This is a genomic window from Antiquaquibacter soli (assembly GCF_030580675.1).
GTDB lineage: Bacteria > Actinomycetota > Actinomycetes > Actinomycetales > Microbacteriaceae > Rhodoglobus > Rhodoglobus soli.
Genome location: NZ_JAUQUB010000003.1, coordinates 223,519 through 245,217, shown reverse-complemented (window position 1 = coordinate 245,217; position 21,699 = coordinate 223,519). Strand labels below are relative to the sequence as shown.

Annotated in this window: 23 protein-coding genes and 2 tRNA genes; 9 read left to right on the top strand and 16 right to left on the bottom strand. The window is 69.1% G+C overall.

Annotated features, from left to right (window positions below; translation table 11 throughout):
* Window positions 1-13 precede the first annotated feature (13 nt).
* A complete protein-coding gene (locus Q5716_RS13275) occupies window positions 14-823 on the bottom strand; it encodes a hypothetical protein (protein ID WP_305003627.1) in 810 nt (269 codons plus the stop codon).
* Window positions 824-980: 157 nt separating this feature from the next.
* Here Q5716_RS13275 and Q5716_RS13270 point away from each other — a divergent pair, with 157 nt between their 5' ends.
* On the top strand, window positions 981-1,952 hold the full coding sequence (locus tag Q5716_RS13270; RefSeq protein WP_305003626.1) for a squalene cyclase: 972 nt from the start codon (window positions 981-983) through the stop codon (window positions 1,950-1,952).
* Window positions 1,953-1,986: 34 nt separating this feature from the next.
* Window positions 1,987-2,511: an adenine phosphoribosyltransferase gene (locus Q5716_RS13265; RefSeq protein ID WP_305003625.1), complete on the top strand. Its 525-nt coding sequence runs from the start codon at window positions 1,987-1,989 to the stop codon at window positions 2,509-2,511.
* A 97-nt stretch (window positions 2,512-2,608) separates the two neighbouring features.
* On the opposite strand, the gene Q5716_RS13260 is transcribed toward Q5716_RS13265, so the two are convergent.
* Genes Q5716_RS13260 through Q5716_RS13245 form a run of 4 tightly spaced genes read right to left on the bottom strand, consistent with a single transcriptional unit; the run spans window position 2,609 to window position 6,179 of the window.
* Window positions 2,609-3,457 (bottom strand): ABC transporter permease, encoded by an 849-nt coding sequence (locus Q5716_RS13260; protein WP_305003624.1) that lies wholly within the window; start codon window positions 3,455-3,457, stop codon window positions 2,609-2,611.
* Complete coding sequence (locus Q5716_RS13255) at window positions 3,454-4,260, bottom strand: ABC transporter permease (protein WP_305003623.1); 807 nt, start codon at window positions 4,258-4,260, stop codon at window positions 3,454-3,456. Before Q5716_RS13255 ends, Q5716_RS13260 begins: the two co-directional genes overlap by 4 nt.
* A 2-nt stretch (window positions 4,261-4,262) precedes the next feature.
* Window positions 4,263-5,075 (bottom strand): ABC transporter ATP-binding protein, encoded by an 813-nt coding sequence (locus Q5716_RS13250; protein ID WP_305003622.1) that lies wholly within the window; start codon window positions 5,073-5,075, stop codon window positions 4,263-4,265.
* Window positions 5,076-5,078: 3 nt separating this feature from the next.
* Complete coding sequence (locus Q5716_RS13245) at window positions 5,079-6,179, bottom strand: ABC transporter substrate-binding protein (protein ID WP_305003621.1); 1,101 nt, start codon at window positions 6,177-6,179, stop codon at window positions 5,079-5,081.
* A 144-nt stretch (window positions 6,180-6,323) separates the two neighbouring features.
* Between Q5716_RS13245 and Q5716_RS13240 the strand changes: the two genes are divergently transcribed.
* Genes Q5716_RS13240 through Q5716_RS13230 form a run of 3 tightly spaced genes read left to right on the top strand, consistent with a single transcriptional unit; the run spans window position 6,324 to window position 8,864 of the window.
* Entirely contained in the window at window positions 6,324-7,016 is a 693-nt protein-coding gene (locus tag Q5716_RS13240) for a response regulator transcription factor (protein WP_305003620.1), read from the top strand.
* Between the two features lie 16 nt (window positions 7,017-7,032).
* Complete coding sequence (locus Q5716_RS13235; protein ID WP_305003619.1) at window positions 7,033-8,322, top strand: sensor histidine kinase; 1,290 nt, start codon at window positions 7,033-7,035, stop codon at window positions 8,320-8,322.
* A 56-nt stretch (window positions 8,323-8,378) separates the two neighbouring features.
* Complete coding sequence (locus Q5716_RS13230) at window positions 8,379-8,864, top strand: PepSY domain-containing protein (RefSeq protein WP_305003618.1); 486 nt, start codon at window positions 8,379-8,381, stop codon at window positions 8,862-8,864.
* A 46-nt stretch (window positions 8,865-8,910) separates the two neighbouring features.
* On the opposite strand, the gene Q5716_RS13225 is transcribed toward Q5716_RS13230, so the two are convergent.
* Genes Q5716_RS13225 through Q5716_RS13210 form a run of 4 tightly spaced genes read right to left on the bottom strand, consistent with a single transcriptional unit; the run spans window position 8,911 to window position 11,891 of the window.
* Entirely contained in the window at window positions 8,911-9,552 is a 642-nt protein-coding gene (locus tag Q5716_RS13225; protein ID WP_305003617.1) for a GyrI-like domain-containing protein, read from the bottom strand.
* Window positions 9,549-10,022, bottom strand: coding sequence for a GNAT family N-acetyltransferase (locus Q5716_RS13220; RefSeq protein WP_305003616.1), 474 nt, complete (start codon window positions 10,020-10,022; stop codon window positions 9,549-9,551). Before Q5716_RS13220 ends, Q5716_RS13225 begins: the two co-directional genes overlap by 4 nt.
* 9 nt (window positions 10,023-10,031) lie before the next feature.
* The gene (locus tag Q5716_RS13215) at window positions 10,032-10,901 is read right to left on the bottom strand and encodes a helix-turn-helix transcriptional regulator (RefSeq protein ID WP_305003615.1); all 870 of its coding nucleotides are present in this window, start codon (window positions 10,899-10,901) and stop codon (window positions 10,032-10,034) included.
* A 57-nt stretch (window positions 10,902-10,958) separates the two neighbouring features.
* Entirely contained in the window at window positions 10,959-11,891 is a 933-nt protein-coding gene (locus tag Q5716_RS13210) for an SDR family oxidoreductase (protein ID WP_305003614.1), read from the bottom strand.
* A 190-nt stretch (window positions 11,892-12,081) separates the two neighbouring features.
* Here Q5716_RS13210 and Q5716_RS13205 point away from each other — a divergent pair, with 190 nt between their 5' ends.
* From Q5716_RS13205 to Q5716_RS13190, 4 genes are all read left to right on the top strand, one after another.
* Window positions 12,082-12,747, top strand: coding sequence for a BLUF domain-containing protein (locus tag Q5716_RS13205; protein WP_305003613.1), 666 nt, complete (start codon window positions 12,082-12,084; stop codon window positions 12,745-12,747).
* Window positions 12,748-12,884: 137 nt separating this feature from the next.
* Window positions 12,885-13,751, top strand: coding sequence for an AraC family transcriptional regulator (locus Q5716_RS13200; protein ID WP_305003612.1), 867 nt, complete (start codon window positions 12,885-12,887; stop codon window positions 13,749-13,751).
* A gap of 89 nt (window positions 13,752-13,840) precedes the next feature.
* Window positions 13,841-14,065 (top strand): hypothetical protein, encoded by a 225-nt coding sequence (locus Q5716_RS13195; RefSeq protein ID WP_305003611.1) that lies wholly within the window; start codon window positions 13,841-13,843, stop codon window positions 14,063-14,065.
* Window positions 14,062-14,517: a BLUF domain-containing protein gene (locus tag Q5716_RS13190; RefSeq protein ID WP_305003610.1), complete on the top strand. Its 456-nt coding sequence runs from the start codon at window positions 14,062-14,064 to the stop codon at window positions 14,515-14,517. Before Q5716_RS13195 ends, Q5716_RS13190 begins: the two co-directional genes overlap by 4 nt.
* Window positions 14,518-14,631: 114 nt before the next feature.
* Here Q5716_RS13190 and Q5716_RS13185 read toward each other — a convergent pair.
* The 7 genes from Q5716_RS13185 to recF form a co-directional block, all read right to left on the bottom strand.
* A tRNA-Ala gene (locus Q5716_RS13185) sits at window positions 14,632-14,704 on the bottom strand.
* A 140-nt stretch (window positions 14,705-14,844) separates the two neighbouring features.
* Window positions 14,845-14,918 (bottom strand) — tRNA-Ile (locus tag Q5716_RS13180).
* Window positions 14,919-14,967: 49 nt separating this feature from the next.
* Window positions 14,968-15,375 (bottom strand): DUF3566 domain-containing protein, encoded by a 408-nt coding sequence (locus tag Q5716_RS13175; protein ID WP_305003609.1) that lies wholly within the window; start codon window positions 15,373-15,375, stop codon window positions 14,968-14,970.
* The gene (gene gyrA, locus Q5716_RS13170) at window positions 15,368-17,914 is read right to left on the bottom strand and encodes a DNA gyrase subunit A (protein WP_305003608.1); all 2,547 of its coding nucleotides are present in this window, start codon (window positions 17,912-17,914) and stop codon (window positions 15,368-15,370) included. Before gyrA ends, Q5716_RS13175 begins: the two co-directional genes overlap by 8 nt.
* A gap of 8 nt (window positions 17,915-17,922) precedes the next feature.
* Window positions 17,923-19,866 carry a DNA topoisomerase (ATP-hydrolyzing) subunit B gene (gene gyrB / locus Q5716_RS13165; protein WP_305003607.1) on the bottom strand — a complete coding sequence of 648 codons (1,944 nt, stop codon included), beginning with the start codon at window positions 19,864-19,866 and terminating at the stop codon, window positions 17,923-17,925.
* A gap of 170 nt (window positions 19,867-20,036) precedes the next feature.
* Window positions 20,037-20,531, bottom strand: coding sequence for a DciA family protein (locus Q5716_RS13160; RefSeq protein WP_305003606.1), 495 nt, complete (start codon window positions 20,529-20,531; stop codon window positions 20,037-20,039).
* On the bottom strand, window positions 20,521-21,693 hold the full coding sequence (gene recF, locus Q5716_RS13155; RefSeq protein WP_305003605.1) for a DNA replication/repair protein RecF: 1,173 nt from the start codon (window positions 21,691-21,693) through the stop codon (window positions 20,521-20,523). Before recF ends, Q5716_RS13160 begins: the two co-directional genes overlap by 11 nt.
* Window positions 21,694-21,699: the final 6 nt, after the last annotated feature.

Sequence of the window (21,699 nt, the reverse complement as noted above, 5' to 3'; positions counted from 1 at the left end):
AGGCTAGCGGGCGCTACGGCGCGGGGGTCTCCTCGACCTCCTGCTCGACCTCGGTGTCCTCCTCGCTGTCGCCCTCGACGGGGGCGAGGCCGCACTGGTCGATCTCCTGATCGACCTGCAGCGTGAGGCGCTCCTTGCCGGCGGCGTGCGCGTCGGCGACGGTGCCCGAGTAGATGGTGTTGTCCTCGGACTCGAGGTTCACGGCCGAGGCGCCCTCGCACAGGTGGTACACCTTGCCGGACTTAGTCCAGTACACGAGGTTCTCGCCGGTGAGCTCGATGACGTAGTTGGTCTCCTCGTCGTACTGCTCCACCGACGGCGGGTTGATGCTCGTGCCGAGGAAGCCGGCGACGAGCAGGAGCAGGATGCCCGCGCCGCCCGCGACCGCCTTCTGCGTGCCGTTCATGTCCTTGTTGAGGAAGATCAGGATGATGAGCGGCAGGAACGCGATCACCGCGATGATGGCGCCGAGCTGGTTCTGCACGAAGAAGCGCACCGTGTCGGACTTGCGCGCCGGGTCGAGTCGGTTGGCCTGCTTCCACAGCATCGAGCCGCCGATCGAGAGCCCCGCGATGACGACGAGGATCGCGACGAGGATGACGGTGTGGGTCGTCGTGAACGGCACCTGGCGCAGCAGCCAGAAGATCGCGAACGCCTCGCCGCCGATGGCCACCGCCCACAGGATGAGGGCGATGATGCGGCGCGTCGTCGCCTTGCTCTTCGCCTCGGGGGTCGGCTTCCAGGTCTCGGCCGCCTCCTCCTGAGCCTCCGGCGTGGACTGCACGCGAACGGTCTTCTTCTGGGTCTTCTTGGGCTCGGCCACCGGGGGTCCTCTCGTCGATGCTGCGAACAAGTCGGCGAAGTGCGGTTTCAGGATAGTGGTGCGCCGGGCCGCGCCGCACCGCTGTCTCGGCGCGCTGTCGCCGCCCTGTCGCCGCCGGGGTCGGCGCGCTGTCGCCGCCCGCGAGTAGGGTTCCCGCATGGACCTCTCCCCGACGACGCGTGACTGGCTCCTCGACAGCGACCCCGCCCTGCGCTGGCAGGTGGAGCGCGACCTCATCGGAGCCCCCGAGGAGGAGTGGCAGGCGACCCGGGCTCGAGTGGCGACCGAGGGCTTCGGCGCCGGGCTGCTCTCGAAGCAGGACCCCGACGGCCAGTGGGCGGGCGGCGCGTTCTTCCCGTCCGACTTCGACTTCCAGGGGAAGGAGGCCCAGCACGGCCAGCCGTGGACGGCGACGACGTGGAGCCTCAAGTCCCTGCGCGAGTGGGGGGTGGATGCTGCAGCCCTCGGTGACACCGGCAGCCGCATCCGCGCGAATTCGCGCTGGGAGTACGACGACCTGCCCTACTGGGACGGCGAGGTCGACGCGTGCATCAACGGCTTCACGCTCGCCTCGGGTGCGTGGCTCGGCGAGGACGTGACTCCGATCGCCCAGTGGTTCGTCGACCACCAGATGGCCGAGGGCGGCTGGAACTGCGAGTGGGTGGAGGGGTCGACGCGCGCGTCGTTCCAGTCGACGCTCAACTCGCTCGTCGGCATCCTCGAGTACGAGAAGCTCGGTCTCGGTACGGCCGAGCTCACCGCCGCGCGGCACCGGGGTGAGGAGTACCTGCTGCGCCGCAAGGCGATGTACCGGGAGACCACCGGGGAGGTCGTCGCGCCGTGGGTCGACAAGATCGCCTACCCGTTCCGTTCTTTCTACAACGTGCTCTCGGTCACCGACTACTTCCGCGCGGCGTCGCTCCACGACGGCACCCCGCCCGACCCGCGCCTCGAGGACGCCATCGAGGAGCTGCGGTCGCAGCGCCAGCCCGAAGGCACGTGGCTGCAGGCGCGTCGGCACCCCGGTCGTGTGTGGTTCGAGGTCGACGTCGACCGGGGCGAGCCCTCGAAGTGGGTCACGTTCCTGGCCCTGCGGGTGCTCGACTGGTGGGATGCGGCGCGCGCGTAACACCCCCGCCACACGAGGTGTCTAGCCTGGGCGCATGAGCGCCTCCGCTGCCGACGCGATCGGCACCCTGTCCCGTGTCATCGCGGACTTCCCGAGCCCGGGCATCCAGTTCGTCGACCTCACCCCGGTGCTCGCCGACGCGGATGCTCTCGCCGCGGTGTCGACCGCGCTCGTCGAGCCCTTCGCCGGACAGGTGGACTACATCGCGGGCGTCGAGGCGCGCGGTTTCGCCTTCGCCGCCGCGGCGGCCGCGGCGAACGGGCTCGGGGTGGTGCTCATCCGCAAGGCGGGCAAGCTCCCCGGCGAGCGCATCGCCGAGTCCTACGCCCTCGAGTACGGCGAGGCGACCCTCGAGGTCCACACCGACCAGGTGCCGGCGGGGTCGCGCGTGCTGCTCGTCGACGATGTGCTCGCCACCGGCGGCACGCTCGGGGCGGCGGCATCCCTCATCGAGCGCGCCGGCTGGACGGTGGCAGGAATCTCAGTGGTGCTCGAGATCCCGGCGCTCGGCGGCCGCGCGGCTCTCGGCCGCGAGGTGCACGCGCTCAGCACCTACTGACCCGCGAACCCTGTTTCTCAGGAATATCCGGCCGCCGACTGCACTATGCACTCGGCGAGCGCATATTCCTGAGAAACGGGGTAGGTGACGGTTGCCCCTATCGGGCGAGCGTGCCACCCATCCCCACCCGGGCGAGCACGATCGACTCCACGAGGGCGACGAGGTTGTAGAGCAGCAACGTCACGAGCGTGATGACGGCGACGGATGCCCAGAGCTCATCGAACCTCGCCGACGCGCTGAACTTCTGGATCATGCCGCCGACCCCCGTTCCCGTAGAGAGCCACTCGGCGAGGAGCGCCCCGGTCACCGCGCCCGGCACCGACACGCGCGCGGCCGCGAACAGCGACGGCAGCGCCCCCGGCAGCCCGACCTTGAGCAGCGCGGTGAGGTTCGAGCCGCCGAAGACGCGGATGAGGTCGAGGCTCTCCGCGCTCGCCCGGCTGAGTCCGAACATGATCGAGGCGAGCGCCGGGAACAGCACCACGATCGACCCGATCACCGCGACCGACGCCGTCGTGCCGCGACCGGTGATGAGGATGATGACGGGCGCGATCGCGACGAGCGGCACGCTACGCAGCAGCAGTGCGAGCGGCATCACTCCGGCCTCCACCGCCTTCGAGAGCGTGAAGAGGAGGGCGAGCACGAGGGCGGCGATCATTCCGGCGACGAAGCCGACCGCGGCATCCTGCAGCGTCTGCGCGATGAGCGGCAGCAGCTCCGCCCAGTGCTCGGCCGCCTCCGGGTCGGTGACGAGGAACGCCCACACGTCGATGGGGCCCTTCGCGACGAACGGCGAGATGCCGGTGAAGCTCACGACCGCCTGCCACAGGGCGAAGACCACGACGAGCGTGAGCGTTCCGTTGCCGAGCGCCCGGAGCCCCGCCCGGGCGAGTGCGCGCCGGCGGTCGCGGGCGAGACCCGACTCGATGGTGGCGACGGCGGTCATGCGCGGCTCCGACCCGCGATCCACGGGGTGACGAGGCGCGCGAGCATCCCGACGACCGCGTAGCCGACGAGCGCGACGGCCGCGCACAGCAGGAACACCGCCCACACGCGCTCCGAGTCGAGGTTGCCCTGCAGTCGGATGAGCAGGATGCCCACGCTCCGGTCCGTGGCCCCCATGTACTCACCGAGTACCGCACCGAGGAACGCCGTCGGCACCGCGATCTGCAGTGCGTTGAGGATGGCGGGGAGCGCGGCGATGAGGCGCACCTTCACGAGTTGCGTGTACCGGTTGCCGCCGAACACCCGCACCACGTCGAGGCTCGCCGGGTCCGCGGAGCGGAAGCCGAGCAGGGCCCCGACGACGGTGGTGAAGAACACGGCGAGCGCGGCGAGGAAGATCGCCGTCGCTGACGGGTCGCCCGCGCGCTTCGCGCCGCCGAGGATGACGATCGCAATGCCGCCGATGGCCACGATCGGCAGGCAGTAGGTGACGACCGCGATCTGGGTGACGACGGTCTCGAGCTTCGGCAGCAGCAGCACCGTCGAGGCGAGAAGCAGGGCGATGCCGTTGCCCCACGCGAAGCCGATGAGCGCTTCGGTGATCGTCACCTGGAAGACCTGCCAGTACGGCGCGAGGCCGTCGGCGATGAGGGTCTGCAGCACGGCGAGCGGGGTGGGCACCGGCGTGAAATCGGTGCCCGGCGCCGGCGTGAACACCGTGAGCGAGAACACCCACCACGCGGCAATGAGCACGACCAGGCCGATGAGTCCCGTGAGCCAGCCGGGGAGACGACGGCGTCGCATCCCTAGTCCTCGCTCGATCCGTCGGAGCCGAACAGCAGCTCGGACGCGTGGTCGACGAGGGCGTGGAACTCGGGCGTGCGCATCATGTCCGGGGTGCGCGGGCGCGGCAGGTCCACCTCGATGATCTCCTTGATGCGCCCCGGTCGCGGCGACATCACCGCGACCCGGTCGGAGAGGAAGATCGCCTCCGAGATGCCGTGCGTGACGAGCAGTGTCGTCGCCGGCTTCTCCGTCCAGATGCGCAGCAACTCGAGGTTGAGGCGCTGGCGGGTCATGTCGTCGAGGGCGCCGAACGGCTCGTCGAGCAGGAGCACACTCGGCTTGAGGGCGAGCGCGCGCGCGATCGACACACGCTGGCGCATCCCGCCGGACAGCTGCGCCGGCCGCGCCTTCTCGAATCCGCGCAAGCCGACGAGGTCGATGAGCTCGTCGATGTACGCGGTGTCGGGCTTGCGGCCCGCGACCTCGAACGGCAGCCGGATGTTGGTGAGCACGCTGCGCCACGGCAGGAGCGCGTGATCCTGGAACGCGATGCCGAGCTCGCTCGCCTTGCGCAGCTCGTGCGGCGACTTGCCGTCGACGCGGATCTCGCCCGCGGTCGGCTGCTCGAGGTCGGCGAGGATGCGCAGGATCGTCGACTTCCCGCAGCCCGACGGCCCGAGCAGCGCGACGAAGGAGCCGCGCTCACTGTGGAGCGAGGCATCCTGCAGCGCGACGACGGGCTTGCCGCGCGCGCCCGTGAACGTCTTGCTGAGTCCGGTGATGTGGATGCCGGTGCCCGAGGGGGCACCGGCATCCGGCGTTGCTGTAGCCATCAGTTAGGGAAGATACGCCTTGAGCTCGGGGAACTCCGCGTAGATCTCGTCGATGATCGTCGTGTCGAAGAGCTCGTCGACCGTCACGTCCCAGCCGGCGGCGGCGAGGGATGCCACGGTCTGCTCCTTGAGCTCGTCCGTGATCGTGAAGAGTCCGTTCGCCTCCGTGTCCTCTGTCGAGATGAGGAGCTTCGTCGCCTCGAGTCCGAGTCCGGTCTTCTCCGGGTCGAGCGAGCCGAAAACCGCCTCGAGTCCGTCGCCGGTCTCCGCGGCCTGGTCGTAGTACTTCGTGATGAGGGCCACCGAGTCCTCGGTGCTCTCCGTGAAGGCGTGCGTCCAGCCCTTGATCTCGGCGATGAGGAACGCCTTGAGGAGGTCCTTGTTCTCCGCGAGGTACTGGTCGGTGACCGAGAAGGTCTCGGCGACGAACGGGACGCCGTTCTCCGCGTACGGGAGGTTGGTGATGTCGTAGCCCGCGAGCTCGACCGTGAGGGCCTCGTTCGTGAGGTACGCCATGAAGCCGTCGACCTCGCCGTTCATGAGCGGGGTCGGGTCGAAGTCGACCGGCACGACCGTGACCTGGTCGGGCGAGATGCCGTTGGCGTTGAGGAGCGCGGCGAACACGCTCGCGTTGGAGTCCTGCACGCCGATCGTCTTGCCGATGAGGTCCTCGGGGGTGGCGATGTTGCCGCCGTCGGCGAGGGAGAGGATCGTGAAGGGGTTCTTCTGGAACGTCGCTCCGATGATCTTGAGCGGGGCATCCTGCTCGGCGATCGCCGCGCCGATCGAGGCGGAGTCGCTCAGCGCCACCTGCACCGTGCCGGACAGGAGCTTGGCGACTCCGGTGTCGGGGCCGGAGATGCCGATGACGTCGTCGAAGCCGGCCTCGTCGTAGTAGCCGTTCTCGTAGGCGTAGAACTCGCCGGTGAACTCCTCGTTCTTGATCCAGGAGTACTGCACGCTGATCTCGCCGTACGAGGCGGACTCGCCCTCGGCAGGCTCTTCGGTGGTGCCGCTCGCGCACGCGGCGAGCAGGAGGGACGTCGCGGCGACGACGCCGAGGAGGGCTACGCGGCTGCGGCGCGATGCTCCGGGAACGGCCATGAGGGCAGGATCCTTCCGTTGCGAGGGAATGTGATTCTCCGCACGCTAGCCCTGCCGCGTTTCGGGGGCGCGTTCGGCGTGTGTCGTCGGTGTTACGGCGCGCGCTTCAGCGCCGGTTCAGCGTCCACCCGCCACACTGGGGGGATGCGCGTGCTCGTGGTCGACGACGAGGAGCGGTTGGCCGCTGCCGTGCGCCTCGGGCTCGAGGCCGAGGGCATCGCCGTCGATGTCGCGAACAACGGAGTCGAGGGACTGTGGCGTGCGCGCGAAAACAGCTACGACGCGATCGTGCTCGACATCATGATGCCCGGCATGAGCGGCTACCGCGTGTGCCAGACCCTCCGCGATGAGGGCGACTGGACGCCCGTGCTCATGCTCACCGCGAAGGACGGCGAGTGGGACGAGGTCGAGGCGCTCGACACCGGAGCCGACGACTACCTCACGAAGCCGTTCTCGTCCGCGGTGCTGCTCGCTCGGCTGCGCGCGCTCGTGCGGCGCGGAGCACGAGAGCGGCCGGTGGTGCTCGAGGCGGGCGATCTGACCGTGGACCCGGCATCCCGCACCGTCCACCGCGGCGGTCAGCCGATCGACCTCACGAGCCGCGAGTTCGCGGTGCTCGACTTCCTCATCCGTCGCAAGGGAGAGGTCGTGTCGAAGACCGAGGTGCTCTCGAACGTGTGGGACGACGACTTCGACGGCGACCCCAACATCGTCGAGGTGTACGTGCGGCACCTGCGCAACAAGATCGATCGACCGTTCGGCCGCGACTCCATCGAGACGGTGCGCGGTGCCGGCTACCGGCTCGATGCGCACGGCGGGCGGGATGCCCGTGCCTAGCCCGAGCGGACTCTCAGTGCGCTGGCGCACCACCCTCGCCGCGACCCTCGTCGTGGGCGTCGCCCTCGGCCTCGGCTCGGTCGCGTTCAGCTCGATCGTCGAGCGCTCGCTCGTCGACGGCGTCACGGAGACCGCCGAGCGCGACGCCGACACGGTCGCGAGCCTCCTCGAGGGATCGGGTTCGACCATGCTGCCCGAGCTGGATGACGCGCTCGTCCAGCTCGTCGACGGGGCGGGTGTCATCGTGGAGAGCTCGGCCGATGCCGACGACTGGGCGCTGCCGGCCGCGGCGTCGCCGAAGCGCGCCGACGTGGACGGCGCCCTCTACCTGCTCGTCACCCGGCCGGTCACGGTCGCGGGGGCCGACTTCGAGCTGCGCCTGGCCCTCCCGCTGCGCGACGCCCTCGACAGCGCCGACACCGTGCGGCGGCTGCTCGCGATCGCGGTTCCCGTGCTGCTCGTGCTGCTCGCGGCCGTCATCTGGTTCGTCGTCGGTCGCGCCCTCACCCCGGTGGAGCGCATCCGAGCCCGAGTGGAGGCGATCGGACCCGGCGACCTCGACGCGCGCGTGGACGTGCCGCCGACCGGCGACGAGATCGCCCGGCTCGCGGCGACGATGAACCGGATGCTCGACCGCCTCGACTCCGCCGCCGCAGCGCAACGGCGCTTCATCTCCGACGCGTCCCACGAACTGCGGTCGCCGCTCGCGTCGATCCGCCAGCACGCCGAGGTGGCCCGCGACCATCCCGACCGACTGACCGGGGTGGAGCTCGCGGACGTCGTGCTCGCGGAGGGCATCCGGCTGCAGGACCTTGTCGACCAACTGCTCGTGCTGGCCTGGCTCGCCGAGACCGGCGGGGCGCTCGCGCGCAAACCCGTGGACCTCGACGACCTCGCCCTCGGCGAGGCCCGGCGGTTGCGCGACACCACTGCATTGACGATCGACTCGAGCGCGGTCGCGGCCGCGCGAGTCGAGGGCGACGAACGACTCCTCGCCCGGGTGCTGCGCAACCTCGCCGATAACGCGGCGCGCCACGCGCACTCGCGGGTGGCTCTCGCCGTCGGCGCCCGGGGCCGGGAGGTCGAGGTCGTTGTCGAGGACGACGGCACGGGCATCCCGGAGTCCGACCGCGGGCGGGTGTTCGAGCGGTTCGTCCGCCTCGACGAGGCGAGGGCGCGCGACACGGGAGGCTCGGGCCTGGGGCTCTCGATCGTCGCCGAGATCGTGCGCGCGCACGGGGGGCGCGTCTCGGTGGGCGAGTCCGCGCTCGGCGGCGCGCGGTTCGTCGTCACCCTGCCCGGCTGAAGAACGGTTCAGGATGCTTCAGGCCCGGTTCAGCACCCTCTCGAGACAGTAGGACCATGAACGAGACAGAACAGCTCCCCACTCCCCCGGCCGACGAGACCCCCGCGGCCGCCGCCCCCGCTCGCCGCAGCCCGCTGCGCCCGGTGCTCATCGGCGTCGCCTCCGGGCTCGCCGTGCTCGCGCTCGGCATCGGCGGCGCCGTCATCGCCGACTCGCTCGACGGGGACGACGACCCCGTCGTGGTCTCGAGTCGGGATGACTCGCCGAGCGCGGCGCCGTCGCCGATGAGCACCGACGTGCCCACGCCGACCGCGAGCCCCATGCCCATCTCAGACGACACCCCCGTCTCGAACGACGAGTACGCCGCCGTCTCCGCCGCCGCCATCGCTGCGGCCGGCGGAAACGGCACCATCGAGGAGCTCAAGCGCGAGGATGACGGCGCGGTCGCGTGGGAGGTCGACGTGCGGCTGGACAACGGCGTCAAGGTCGAGGTCGAGCTCGCCGCCGACCTCTCGGTGCTCTCCACTCGCATCGACGACTGACCCCCGCCGAGCAGAACGGGCGGTGCCTCCGGGCGCCGCCCGTTCGCTATGCCGGGGCGACCGGCTGCCGCAGGATCGTGCGCAGCTTCTCGGGCGCGACCGTGCGGAAGTCGCTGAAGTAGATCTCGTGGTGGTGACCGGTCATCGTGAGGCCGTGCTCCGGGATGAACCGGTCGTGCAGTTCCGCGAGGGTGGCGGCCTCATCGTCGAATGAGCCGACGTGAAGGGTCTGCACACAGCGCCCCTCGGCGAGAGTCTCGAAGCGGACGCGGCTGACGGCGGCCGGGGCATCCGTCACAGCGGCGATCGCGTCGGCGACCAACTCGGCGGTGATCCACTCGGGCTGCATGATCATGAGGGTCCAACTCCACGTCGACTTGTCGCGCGCGCTCGTGAAGTTCGCCGGGGTGTCCGACCACCACAGCCCCTCGAGCGGCATGACGACGTAGTCGCGGCCGAGCTGCTTCTTGCTCGCGAACTTGACCTTGTACGCGATCGGGTAGAGGGCGGCGATCGCCTCGGCGAACGCGGGAGACGTGTTCGGGTCGCCGTGCCCGTCGATCATCAGGTACTGCAGGGGCGGCACGTCGACGACGCGGAAGACTCCGCGCTTGGCCTGGTACGAGTCGAGCGTCTTCTTGAAGTCGGTCTTCTCGGTCTTGTCGGTCCTGTCGGTCGTGTCGGTCATCGCGTCATCCCGATCTCGTCGCCACCGGTCTCGAAACCCGTGGGCTGCCGTCGCCCGTCGTCACGGAAGCCGTTGCTCTCGTAGAACGCGATCGCCCGCGCGTTGCCGTCGAGCACCCACAGCCGCGCCGGCTCATCGCCGAGCACCGCATCGAGGAGCGCCTGCCCCGCGCCGGTACCGTGATGCCCCGCGAGCACGTAGACGAGCCACAGCAGTCGGTGGCCGTCGTCGTCGATTCCCGAGTGAGCGATGCCGATCGGCTCGCCGTCCACCTCCGCGACCGCGGTGCGCCAGTCGGCGCGGGGCTCGGTGCAGATGGCGGTCCACATCCGGATGCGCTGCGCTCGAGCATCCGGCCCCCACGCACTCGGCGGGAAGTGCCCCGAGTACGTCTCCTCCCACGTACGCAGGTGCAGCTCGGCGAGCGCCTCTGCCTCGTCGGGACGCGGCGCGCGGATCGTGAACGGCATGCCCCGAGGCTACTCGGCACCCCTGTCGCGCACCCCCGACGCCGCCACCTCTTGCGACCCGATCACCGCGAGCAGCCGCAGCTTGTCGTAACTCTCCGACCCTGGCTGCGCGGTGAGCACGAGGAGTGTCTGACCGAGCTCCGGCTCGACGAGGATCTCGCACTCCAGCTCCATGACGCCGACCTCGGGATGCTGCAGCCGCTTCTGCCGCGCGTGGTGCGCGCGCACCTCGTGCGCTTGCCAGATGCTCGCGAACTCCGGGCTGGACTGGAGGAGGTCATCCACCATCGCGCCGGCCCGCGACTTCGCGCCGTGCTTCGCATACACGGTGCGGATGTCCGCCGCGAAGTTTCGCGAGTGCTGCGGGTGGTCCTCCTCGGGGTAGACGGCCCGGGCACCGGGGTCGGTGAACCACCGGTACCCAACGCTCGCCGCCATCCCGGTGAACCGGGTCTCATCTCCGAAGACGACGCGGGCGACGGGCGTCTGCGCGAGGGTCTCACCCAGCTCGGACATCACCTGGGCGGGAGTGTCAGCGAGCCGGTCGAGAACGCGCATGAGCCCGGGCGACACGTGGTCGGTGCGGCCGATGCGCGTCGGAGCGTTGTGGCCCGCGAGGTGGAAGAGGTGGTCGCGTTCGGTGCTCGACAGCCGCAGCCCGCGGGCGATTGCGGCGAGCATCTGCTCGGAGGGCTGGGGTCCGCGACTTTGCTCGAGCCTGCTGTAGTAGTCGACGGACATGTCGCTCAGGGCAGCGACCTCCTCGCGGCGCAACCCGGAGGTGCGCCGCCGTGGACCGCGGCCGAGGCCGACGTCCTCCGGCTGCAGCGCCTCCCGGCGTCGGCGGAGGAAGTCCGCGAGTTGTGCCCTGTCCACCATCCGAGTCTCCGTTCTCGGCGGTCCCCGTGCAAGGGACCGCCGATCCCTCCCTCCGAGCTACTTCGCGACGCCCGCGAGGAGCTGCTCCGAGACATCCCAGATCCGCCGCGCGTCCGCCTCGCTCGTGAGGCGCGAGTAGACGGGCTGCTCGGCCGGCGGGCCGCTGAGGTTGCGGAAGCGGCTCGGGCCGTAGAGGTGGCCGCCGCGGGCATCCGGACTGGTCGCCGCGAGAACAGCGGGCAGCGCCGCCGACCGCGGAGTGCCGAGGATGCCCAGTCGCGACATCAGCCGGATCACCCGAACCTCCCGGGTGTCCTGGGGCCGACCCATGCCGGGCTGGGCGGCGAGCAGGTTCGTCGGGGTGACACCCGGGTGCGACAGCGCGCTCAGGATGCCCCACCCCTCGGCCTCGCTGCGGCGGTTCAGCTCCACAGCGAAGAGTCCGAACGCGATCTTCGACGAGCTGTACGCCGCCATCGCGTCGTAGGACTTCTCCCAGTTCAGGTCGTCCCAGTTCACGGCGCCCTGGTTCGCGGCGATGCTCACCTGGCTCACCACGCGACCGCGCGCCTCGCGCAACAGCGGGAGCAGGCGGTTGGTGAGCGAGAAGTGGCCGAGGTGGTTGGTCGCGAGCTGCAGCTCGAAGCCGTCAGCGGACGCCTGTCGGGTGGGCGGCGTCATGATCCCGGCGTTGTTGATGAGCAGGTCGAGCGGCCGGCCGTCGGCAAGGAGACCGTCGGCGAGCGCCGCGACCGACGCGAGAGACGACAGATCGAGCTCGCGCTCGTGGATGACCGCGCCGGGGGTGCGGTCGCGAATCGTGTCCGCGGCGGCGCGCCCCTTCGCCGCGTTGCGCACGGGCAGGATGACCTCGGCACCCGCTCGGGCGAGGCGTGCGGCGATCTCGAGACCGACGCCGTCGCTCGCTCCCGTGACGAGGGCGAGGCGGCCGGACTGGTCGGGGACGGTGATGTCGATTGTTCGTGACATGAGTCCATGCTCGGCGGGATGCCCGTTCCGATTCAGGGCGCGGTTATCGGGGGATCGCCGATCCCCCGTTCGTCGCAGCGTTCGCGACGGCGCGCCGGGGCCCCGCGTCAACCCCCGTATCGACCCTCCGTCATTCAGCGTCCCGCGAGGTAGGGTCGACCTACGGTCACGCGTTCAGGGGGGATTACCCGTGTCATCAGTTTCCGTCCTCCGGCAGCCGCCCGTGCTGTGGTCGCGCGTCGACCAGGACTTCTATATCTGCACCGTCGACACTGAGGTCCTCGGATACGTGGAGCGACATGGGCTCGCCTACGCCGGGTTCGACGAGCGCTCTCGGCCCGTGGGATCGTCCGCGTCGCTCACCGATGCGATGGCCGCCGTCGTGGGCGAGCGCGCACCGGGCCGGGCCACAGTCCCGCAGCGCGCGGAGGGACAGTTGTACGCGCTGGTCTACACCAGTCTCGCGGCAACGGCTTTTCTCGACAGCCACCTCGATGAACTCCTCGAGAGCAGTCGAGACGCCAATCGGAAAAACTCGGTGACGGGCATCCTGCTCTACCGGTCGGGTCGGTTCGTGCAGTACCTGGAGGGCTCCCGCTCGAGCCTCACCGCACTCATGGCGTCGATCGCCGCCGATCCGCGGCACTCGTCCGTCGAAGTTCTCGTCGAGGGACCGGCCGCGGCACGACAGTTCGAGGACTGGACCATGGGCTACGAGCGGCTTGCCGAGCCGAGCGACCCGCTGCCCGAAGGCTTCCGCAGCTCGTTCGACGACCTCGACAGCGAGTCCGGCGACGAGGCGATGCGCGCACTCAGCGAGCTCAGCTTCTGGTTCCGGGTGCGCAACACCGCGTAGCGCCTGCTCGGTGTCGCGGTAGCCGGCGAGCGGCACAGCGCGACGGGGCGCCGGGCATCCGTCACGATGGAATCGGTCCGGAACTGTCGGGTGCCGCCGGTCGCCGCGCCCGAGGCTGGAGTGCGAAGGGAGTCCCCGTGATCGCCGAGCTCAACCGACTGGTCGACTACATCGAGCAGCACCTCTCCGAGGACCTCGATGTCGCCGCTCTCGCGTGGGAGCTCGGCACGACCGAGTACCACCTGCGGCGCATGTTCTCGTCGCTCGCCGGAATGCCGCTGTCGGAGTACATCCGCCGACGGCGCATGACGATGGCCGCGGCCGACGTGGTTAGGGGCGATCGACTGCTCGACATCGCGACGTGGTTCGGCTACGGCTCGACCGAGGCATTCGGCCGCGCGTTCCGGGCCGTGCACGGCGCGAGCCCGGCCGAGGTCCGGCGAGACGGCGGCCCCCTTCGCACTCAACCGCTCATCAGGTTCCGCCTGACTGTCGAAGGGAACACCACCATGGACGCTCGGATCGTCGACCGCCCCGCATTCCGCCTCATTGGCCACGCCACCCGCGTGCCGCTCATCCACGTCGGAGTCAACCCGGCCATCCAGGAGTTCGTCGCCGCGCTGCCCGCGGCCGAGCACGAACGGCTGAAGTCGCTCAGCTCCGCCGAGCCGGCGGGACTGCTCCAGGTCACCGCGGACGTGTCGCCCGATTATGCGGAGGGCACCGAGCTCACCTACCTGCACGGAGTGGCGACGGATGACTCGGCTCCCGCCCCCGACGACCTCGACGCGATCTCGGTCGAGCCCGGGTCGTGGGCCGTCTTCCGCACGTCGGGGCCCTACCCCGCCGCGCTCCAGTCGACGTGGGCCGCCACCGCGAGCGAGTGGTTCCCGTCGAACCCCTGGCGACTGCGGCCGGGTCCGTCGATCGTCGCCGTGCTCGACCGAGCGGACGACTTCTCTACCGCGACGACCGAACTCTGGATGCCCGTCGAGGCCAGCTGAGTCGGACTCCGCTGCCCCGAGTCAAGCCCCCTTCGCCACCCCGCCCTCCACGCTAGGGTCATCTGGGCACAAGCGAAGGGGGCTTGTCAGTGGCGACGGGTCAGGACACCGATCACTCGCCCGCGCTCTGGTCGCGGGTTGAGGACGGCTTCTACGTCTGCACGGCTGCCGGGGCCTTCGTGGGCTATGTCGACCACCGGGCCGGTGCCCACCACGCGTTCGACCAGTTCTCTCGAGCCGTCGGCGCGTTCGCGACACTCACCGACGCGATGGTCGCCGTGGTCGGATCGCGCGGTGAGGGGGTAACTTCGTGAGCGTGAATCACCGTGCGGAGGATCGCCTCGTGTCGCTCGTGTACTCGAGCACCGGGTCCGAGGAGTTCGACGACGAGCGCCTCGACACCCTTCTCGCGGAGAGCCGCGCCGCCAACCGGGAGAACGGCGTCACGGGCATCCTGCTCTACCGGGCCGGTCGGTTCGTGCAGTTCCTCGAGGGCCCGGCATCCCGCATCGCGTCCCTCATGCGCTCGATCGTCGCCGACCCCCGGCACCGCAACGTGCGCGTTCTCCTTCAGGGCGACGCCGAGCGGCGGCACTTCCCCGAGTGGACCATGGGCTACAAGCGCGTTGCCGAAGCGACGGGCCCCCTGCCCGAAGGCTTCCGCAGCTCGTTCGAGGACCTCGAGGGCGGCGACCCCGACGGGATGCTCCGCGCCGTGCGCGAGCTCAGCTTCTGGTTCCGGGTGCGCGCTCGGGACGCCGACTGAGAACTTCGCGGGAGAAGAGGACTGTGCGCGGGAGCTTTAGCACCCGCGGTCGGCAGTATCGCCCGCGCGAGCTAACGAAGGACGCCCCGCTCGAGGCGGGGCGTCCTTCGTTCGTGGAGCCTAGGGGAATCGAACCCCTGACCTCCTGCTTGCAAAGCAGGCGCTCTACCAATTGAGCTAAGGCCCCGCGCTGGAGCTTGGAGCGAAGGCCATTTCTGGCCTTCGCCGCGACGCCAGCGCCGAAGCCCGTCTCGGGCTTCGGTTACGAGATACCTCGCCGCAAATACGTCGCCCTCCAAAGGGAGGAACCTCTTGTGGAGATTCCAGTGGGGGTACCAGGACTTGAACCTGGGACCTCTTCATTATCAGTGAAGCGCTCTAACCGCCTGAGCTATACCCCCGAAAAGGCAGATACGAGCGTATCGCACCCGCCTCGATTCAACTAATCCGCTAGTTGTTCGTGAAGCCCACGAGCAGTCCGCCGGTCAGGCGGACGCTGAAGTTGTAGAGCAGGGCCGCGATCGCGCCGAGAGCCGTGCCGACGACGACGTTGAGCACGGCGACGACGAGGGAGAACAACGCCACCTGCACGAGCGAGAAGCTCGCCGCGATACTGAACTCGGGGTCGCCGAGGATGTCGGAGAGGATGCCGTCGAGCGAGCCGAAGATGCCCGTCGAGTTGAGCACGATCCACAGCAGCAGCGTCGCCACGATGAGGATGATGCCGAGGCAGACCGCCACGAGGAACGAGAACTTCACGGCCGACCAGAAGTCGATGTAGACAAGCTTCAGCCGGACCTGCTTCGTGGCAACCGTGCGCTGCGACTTGCGTTGCAGCTTCTCCGCGACACTACTCATCTACTGACTCGTCCTTCCCAGTGGCTTCGTCCTGGCCCTCGGCCTGGTCGTCGGCATCCTGACTGTCCAGATTGCGCTCGCTGTTTCGGGCAATTGCAATGATCTTGTCGTCGTCGGCGAATCGGGCGAACACCACGCCCATGGTGTCTCGACCCTTGGCCGGCACCTCGGCGACAGAAGAGCGTACCACCTTGCCACTGGCAAGAACCACAAGGACCTCGTCCTCCTCGTCGACGATGAGCGCCCCCGCGAGGGTGCCTCGATCGTCGTTGAGCTTGGCGACCTTGATGCCCAGACCGCCTCGGCCCTGCACCCGGTACTGGTCCGCCGCGGTGCGCTTCGCGTAGCCGCCCTCGGTCACGACGAACACGAAACCGGTGTCGCTGACGACGGATGCCGCGAGCAGGGCATCGCCCTCGCGGAAGTCCATCCCCTTCACGCCGGAGGTGCTGCGGCCCATCGGGCGCATGGCGGTGTCGCTCGCCGTGAAGCGGATCGACATGCCCTTGCGCGAGACGAGCAGCACATCCTGATCCTCGTCGACGAGCATCGCCGAGACGAGCTCGTCGTCCTCGCGGAGGTTGATCGCGATGATGCCGCCGGAGCGGTTGGTGTCGTACTCGGTGAGCGCCGTCTTCTTGACGAGACCGCCGCGCGTCGCGAGCACGAGGTACTTCGCGGCCGCGTAGTCGCGGATGTCGAGGATCTGCGCGATCTCCTCGCCGGGCTGCATCGCGAGCAGGTTCGCGACGTGCTGGCCCTTCGCGTCGCGGCCGGCTTCCTGGATCTCGTACGCCTTCGCGCGGTACACGCGACCGGTGTTCGTGAAGAAGAGCAGCCAGTGGTGCGTGGTCGTCACGAAGAAGTGGTCGACGACGTCATCCGCTCGCAGCTGGGCGCCCTTGACCCCCTTGCCGCCGCGGTGCTGGCTGCGGTAGTTGTCGCTGCGCGTGCGCTTGATGTATCCGCCGCGAGTGACGGTGATGACCATCTCCTCTTCGGGGATCAGGTCCTCTACGCTCATGTCGCCGTCGAAGCCGAACATGATCTCGGTGCGGCGGTCGTCGCCGAACCGGTCGACGATCTCCTCGAGCTCCTCCTTCACGAGGCGGCGCTGCTCGGCCGGCGTCGCAAGGATGTGCTTGTACTCCGCGATCAGCCGCTCGAGCTCGTCGTGCTCGTCCATGATCTTCTGGCGCTCGAGCGCCGCGAGGCGGCGCAGCTGCATGTCCAGGATGGCTCGGGCTTGGAGCTCGTCGACATCGAGGAGCTTCATGAGCCCGTCGCGGGCGTCCTCGACGGTCGCCGAAGCGCGGATGAGGGCGATGACCTCGTCCATGGCGTCGAGCGCCTTGAGGTAGCCGCGCAGGATGTGGGCGCGCTCCTCCGCCTTCGCGAGCCGGAAGGTGGTGCGCCGGACGATGACCTCGATCTGGTGGTCGATCCAGTGCGTGATGAACCCGTCGAGCGCGAGGGTGCGGGGCACGCCGTCGACGATCGCGAGCATGTTCGCGCCGAAGTTGTCCTGCAGCTGCGTGTGCTTGTACAGGTTGTTGAGCACGACCTTCGCGACGGCGTCGCGCTTGAGCACGATGACGAGGCGCTGGCCGGTGCGGCCGGATGTCTCATCCCGGATGTCGGCGATGCCGCCGACCTTGCCCTCCTTGACGAGCTCCGCGATCTTGAGCGCGAGGTTGTCGGGGTTGACCTGGTACGGCAGCTCGGTGACGACGAGGCACGTGCGCCCCTGCAGCTCCTCGATCGTGACGACCGCACGCATCGTGATCGACCCGCGGCCCGTGCGGTACGCGTCCTGGATGCCCTTGACGCCGAGGATCTGCGCGCCCGTCGGGAAGTCCGGCCCCTTGATGCGCTGGATGAGGGCTTCGAGGAGCTCCTCGCGCGGGGCGTCCGGGTTCTCGAGCGCCCACAGCGCGCCCGCGGCGACCTCGCGCAGGTTGTGCGGCGGGATGTTCGTGGCCATGCCGACCGCGATGCCGACCGATCCGTTGACGAGCAGGTTCGGGAACCGGCTCGGGAGCACCACCGGCTCCTGCGTCTTGCCGTCGTAGTTGTCCTGGAAGTCGACGGTCTCCTCGTCGATGTCGCGGACCATCTCCATGGCGAGCGGCGCCATCTTCGTCTCGGTGTACCGAGGGGCGGCCGCACCGTCGTTGCCCGGCGAGCCGAAGTTGCCCTGACCGAGCGCGAGCGGGTACCGAAGGCTCCACGGCTGGACGAGTCGAACGAGCGCGTCGTAGATCGGCGCGTCACCGTGCGGGTGGAACTGACCCATCACCTCGCCGACGACGCGGGTGCACTTCGAGAACCCCTTGTCGGGGCGGTACCCGCCGTCGTACATGGCGTAGATCACGCGGCGGTGCACGGGCTTGAGCCCGTCGCGCACCTCGGGGAGGGCGCGACCGACGATCACGCTCATCGCGTAGTCGAGGTACGACCTCTGCATCTCGAGCTGGAGGTCGACCTGGTCGATCTTGTCGTGCCGGTCGTCGACGACCGGAGTCTCTTCGTCAGCCATGGCCTGCCTTAGATGTCGAGGAAGCGGATGTCTTTGGCGTTCTTCTGGATGAACGCGCGGCGGGACTCGACGTCCTCGCCCATGAGGGTCGAGAAGGTCTCGTCGGCCGCGGCCGCGTCATCCAGCGTCACCTGGAGCAGGGTGCGGGTGGCGGGATCCATCGTGGTCTCCCACAGCTCGGAGTAGTCCATCTCGCCGAGTCCCTTGTAGCGCTGGATGCCGTTCTCCTTCGGGATGCGCTTGCCTGCGGCCAGGCCGTCGGCGAGCAGGGCATCCCGCTCCTTGTCGGAGTAGACGAACTGGTGATCGGCGTTGGTCCACTTCAACCGGTAGAGCGGCGGCTGCGCGAGGTACACGTAGCCGCGCTCGATGAGCGGGCGCATATAGCGGAACAGCAGCGTGAGCAGCAGCGTCGTGATGTGCTGGCCGTCGACGTCGGCATCGGCCATGAGCACGATCTTGTGGTACCTCGCCTTGTCGGGATCGAAGTCCTCGCCGATTCCGGCGCCGAACGCGGTGATCATCGACTGCACCTCGTTGTTGGCGAGCGCGCGGTCGAGCCGCGCCTTCTCGACGTTGAGGATCTTGCCGCGCAGCGGGAGGATCGCCTGGAACTCCGGGTTGCGTCCCTGCACCGCAGAACCGCCGGCCGAGTCGCCCTCGACGAGGAAGATCTCCGAGAGCGACGGGTCCTTGCTCGAGCAGTCGCGTAGCTTGCCGGGCATGCCGCCCGACTCGAGGAGCCCCTTGCGGCGGGTCTGCTCGCGCGCCTTGCGGGCGGCGATTCGGGCCTGGGATGCCTGGATCGCCTTGCGCACGACATCGCGCGCTTGCGTGGGGTTGCGGTCGAACCAATCGCCGAGCTGCTGGCCGGCGACGCGCTGCACGAACGCCTTCGCCTCGGTGTTGCCGAGCTTCGTCTTGGTCTGGCCCTCGAACTGCGGCTCGCCGAGCTTCACCGAGATCACCGCGGTGAGGCCTTCGCGGACGTCGTCGCCGGAGAGGTTCTCGTCCTTCTCCTTGAGGATGCTCTTCTCGCGCGCGTACTTGTTGACGAGTGTCGTCAGCGCAGCCCGGAAGCCCTCCTCGTGGGTGCCGCCCTCGTGCGTGTTGATCGTGTTCGCGTAGGTGTGCACCGACTCGGTGTAGCCCGTGGTCCACTGCATCGCGACCTCGAGCGAGATCTTGCGCTCGGCATCCTCCGACTCGAAGGCGATGACCTCGTCGTGGATGAGGTCGTTCTTCTTGGTCTTGTTGAGGTATTCGACGTAGTCGACGAGGCCGCGCTCGTAGAGGTAGCTCTCGACGACCTCCTCCTCGCCGCGCTCGTCCGTAAGGGTGATGCGCAGCCCCTTGTTGAGGAACGCCATCTGCTGGAACCGCGCGCGCAGCGTCTCGAAGTCGAACTCGACGGTCTCGAAGATGTCGGCGTTCGGCCAGAAGGTCTGGCTCGTGCCGGTCTCGCTCGACTCCTCGCCGCGCTCGAGCGGGGCGCGCGGAACACCGTTCTCGAAGCTCATCCGCCAGACGTATCCCTCGCGGCGCACCTCGGTGTCGACCTCGCGCGAGAGGGCATTGACGACGGAGATACCGACGCCGTGGAGTCCACCGGAGACCGCGTACCCGCCGCCGCCGAACTTGCCGCCCGCGTGCAGGATCGTCATGACGACCTCGACGGTGGACTTGTTCTCCTGCTTGTTCAGTCCGACCGGGATGCCTCGGCCGTTGTCGACGACGCGCACTCCGCCATCCCGGCGCAGCGTCACGCTGATCGTGTCGCAGAACCCGGCGAGCGCCTCGTCGACCGAGTTGTCGACGACCTCGTAGACGAGGTGGTGGAGTCCGCGGGGGCCGGTGGAGCCGATGTACATTCCGGGCCGCTTGCGCACCGCCTCTAGGCCCTCGAGGATCTGGATCTGGTCTGCGCCGTACTCGGGGGACGTGTCAGTCATGAAGTTTCGTAACTCCTGCCGGTGGTGGTGGTGCGCGTCATTCGGGGCGGATGACTCCCGAGCGGAGGTGCTCCCGACGACTCGTCAATTCTATCAGGGCGGTGGCCCCAATCAGGGGCTAGACGCCCCTGTGGGGAGCGATCTCGGCCTGTGTGACCAGATTTGCCTTCCTAGCCGTAGGTATCGCGTGGGCCGCGGCCTGGAACGGACTTGGGACCGCGTTTCCAGCTCGGGGCGTTCGGTCCTGTGAAGTTCACCGTGGTGATGCCCGCTTCGGGGTACCTCGCCGCGATCGTCGTCGTGACTTGCGACCGCATCAGCCGCAGCTGAGTCGCCCACGCCGTCGAATCGCAGCGGACGGTGAGGATGCCGTCCTCCGCACTCACCGGCTCCGAGTGCTCCGCCGTCTCCGCGCCCACGATCTCCGCCCACGACGAGATGAGCTCGGAGCGCGCGAGCGGCGACGTCCACCCCATCCGGTTCGCGAGACCGTCGATCACGTCGCCGAGGCCGAGCGGGTCGCGCCCCTCCCCGAACGGCACGCTCGTGCCCTCCACCCGCACGCGGCGCTTGCGCGCGGCCGCCGATCGGTCCGCGGGATTGCCGAAGACCTCGCGCAACCGGAGGTACACCCCGACGTGCTCCGGCTCCTCGCTATCCGGCATCCTCGATCACCTCCCCCGCCCGGATCCGCACGACGTGGGCCGCGAGCTCCTCGGGCACATCGTCGAACACGGCAGCGGTGATGAGCACCTGCTCGAAGTCCCCGACGGCCGCCGCGAGGCGGCCGCGCCGGGACTCGTCGAGCTCGGCGAACACGTCATCGAGCACGAGCACGGGATCGCCGACGGATGACTCGCGCCTCAGCACCACCGCCGACGCGAGCTTGAGCGCGAGCGCGAACGACCACGACTCGCCGTGACTCGCGTAGCCCCGCGCCGGCATGCCGTTGAGCGAGAGCACGAGGTCGTCGCGGTGGGGACCCACGAGCGTCAGTCCCCGGTCGAGTTCGGTGCGACGCAATCGGGCGAGAGCGGCGCGGAAGGCATCGGCAACGAAATCCTGAGCGATCGCGCCGGTGGCGGTGGCCGCGGCATCCTGCTCGTCGTCATCGGAACCGGCCGAGCTCGCGAGGATGCTCAGGTAGGTCGACAGGGCGGCCGAGTGGTCCTGGCCGGCGACCGCCTCGTAGGCCGACGCGACCTCGGGAGCGAGCTCGGCGACGAGGGCACTTCGGGCGACGATGAGTTCCGTGCCGAGCGAGACGAGCCGGTCATCCCAGATATCGAGCGTGCTCAGTTGCGATTCGCGGACGCCGGATGCCCGTGCCGACTTCAGCAGCGTGTTGCGCTGCTTGAGCACGCGCTCGTAGTCGGCGAGAACGCCGCTCATCCGCGGAGCGCGCAGTACGAGGAGCTCATCGAGGAACCGCCGACGCCCCGAAGGCTCACCGCGCACGAGCGCGAGATCTTCGGGAGCGAAGATGACGCTCGAGAAGTAGCGCGGAAGCTCTCGGGTCTTGATCGCGACCCGGTTCACTTGCGCGCGGTTCGCGGATGCCCGGTTCAGCTGCACCTCGGCCAGGATCTCCCGCTCGCCGAAGGCGAGTCGCGCGCGGATGATCGCCGAGTCCTGGCCCTGCCGGATCATCGCCTGATCGCTCGACACCCGGTGCGAGCCGAGGGTGCTCAGGTACCCGAGCGATTCGACGAGGTTGGTCTTGCCCTGGCCGTTGCTGCCGACGAACAAGTTGGACCCCGGCGCGAGGTCGATGTCGAGCGAGCGGTAGTTGCGGAAGTCCGAGAGGGTGAGGTGCGTGACGATCACGGCACG

Coding starts and splice junctions, on each gene's coding strand:
- gyrB (WP_305003607.1), bottom strand. CDS start 19,866: ATGACTGACACGTCCCCCGAGTACGGCGCAGACCAGATCCAGATCCTC.
- Q5716_RS13175 (WP_305003609.1), bottom strand. CDS start 15,375: ATGAGTAGTGTCGCGGAGAAGCTGCAACGCAAGTCGCAGCGCACGGTT.
- gyrA (WP_305003608.1), bottom strand. CDS start 17,914: ATGGCTGACGAAGAGACTCCGGTCGTCGACGACCGGCACGACAAGATC.
- Q5716_RS13255 (WP_305003623.1), bottom strand. CDS start 4,260: ATGCGACGCCGTCGTCTCCCCGGCTGGCTCACGGGACTCATCGGCCTG.
- Q5716_RS13265 (WP_305003625.1), top strand. CDS start 1,987: ATGAGCGCCTCCGCTGCCGACGCGATCGGCACCCTGTCCCGTGTCATC.
- Q5716_RS13250 (WP_305003622.1), bottom strand. CDS start 5,075: ATGGCTACAGCAACGCCGGATGCCGGTGCCCCCTCGGGCACCGGCATC.
- Q5716_RS13215 (WP_305003615.1), bottom strand. CDS start 10,901: ATGGTGGACAGGGCACAACTCGCGGACTTCCTCCGCCGACGCCGGGAG.
- Q5716_RS13270 (WP_305003626.1), top strand. CDS start 981: ATGGACCTCTCCCCGACGACGCGTGACTGGCTCCTCGACAGCGACCCC.
- Q5716_RS13240 (WP_305003620.1), top strand. CDS start 6,324: ATGCGCGTGCTCGTGGTCGACGACGAGGAGCGGTTGGCCGCTGCCGTG.
- Q5716_RS13225 (WP_305003617.1), bottom strand. CDS start 9,552: ATGACCGACACGACCGACAGGACCGACAAGACCGAGAAGACCGACTTC.
- Q5716_RS13260 (WP_305003624.1), bottom strand. CDS start 3,457: ATGACCGCCGTCGCCACCATCGAGTCGGGTCTCGCCCGCGACCGCCGG.
- Q5716_RS13230 (WP_305003618.1), top strand. CDS start 8,379: ATGAACGAGACAGAACAGCTCCCCACTCCCCCGGCCGACGAGACCCCC.
- Q5716_RS13160 (WP_305003606.1), bottom strand. CDS start 20,531: ATGCCGGATAGCGAGGAGCCGGAGCACGTCGGGGTGTACCTCCGGTTG.
- Q5716_RS13220 (WP_305003616.1), bottom strand. CDS start 10,022: ATGCCGTTCACGATCCGCGCGCCGCGTCCCGACGAGGCAGAGGCGCTC.
- Q5716_RS13210 (WP_305003614.1), bottom strand. CDS start 11,891: ATGTCACGAACAATCGACATCACCGTCCCCGACCAGTCCGGCCGCCTC.
- Q5716_RS13245 (WP_305003621.1), bottom strand. CDS start 6,179: ATGGCCGTTCCCGGAGCATCGCGCCGCAGCCGCGTAGCCCTCCTCGGC.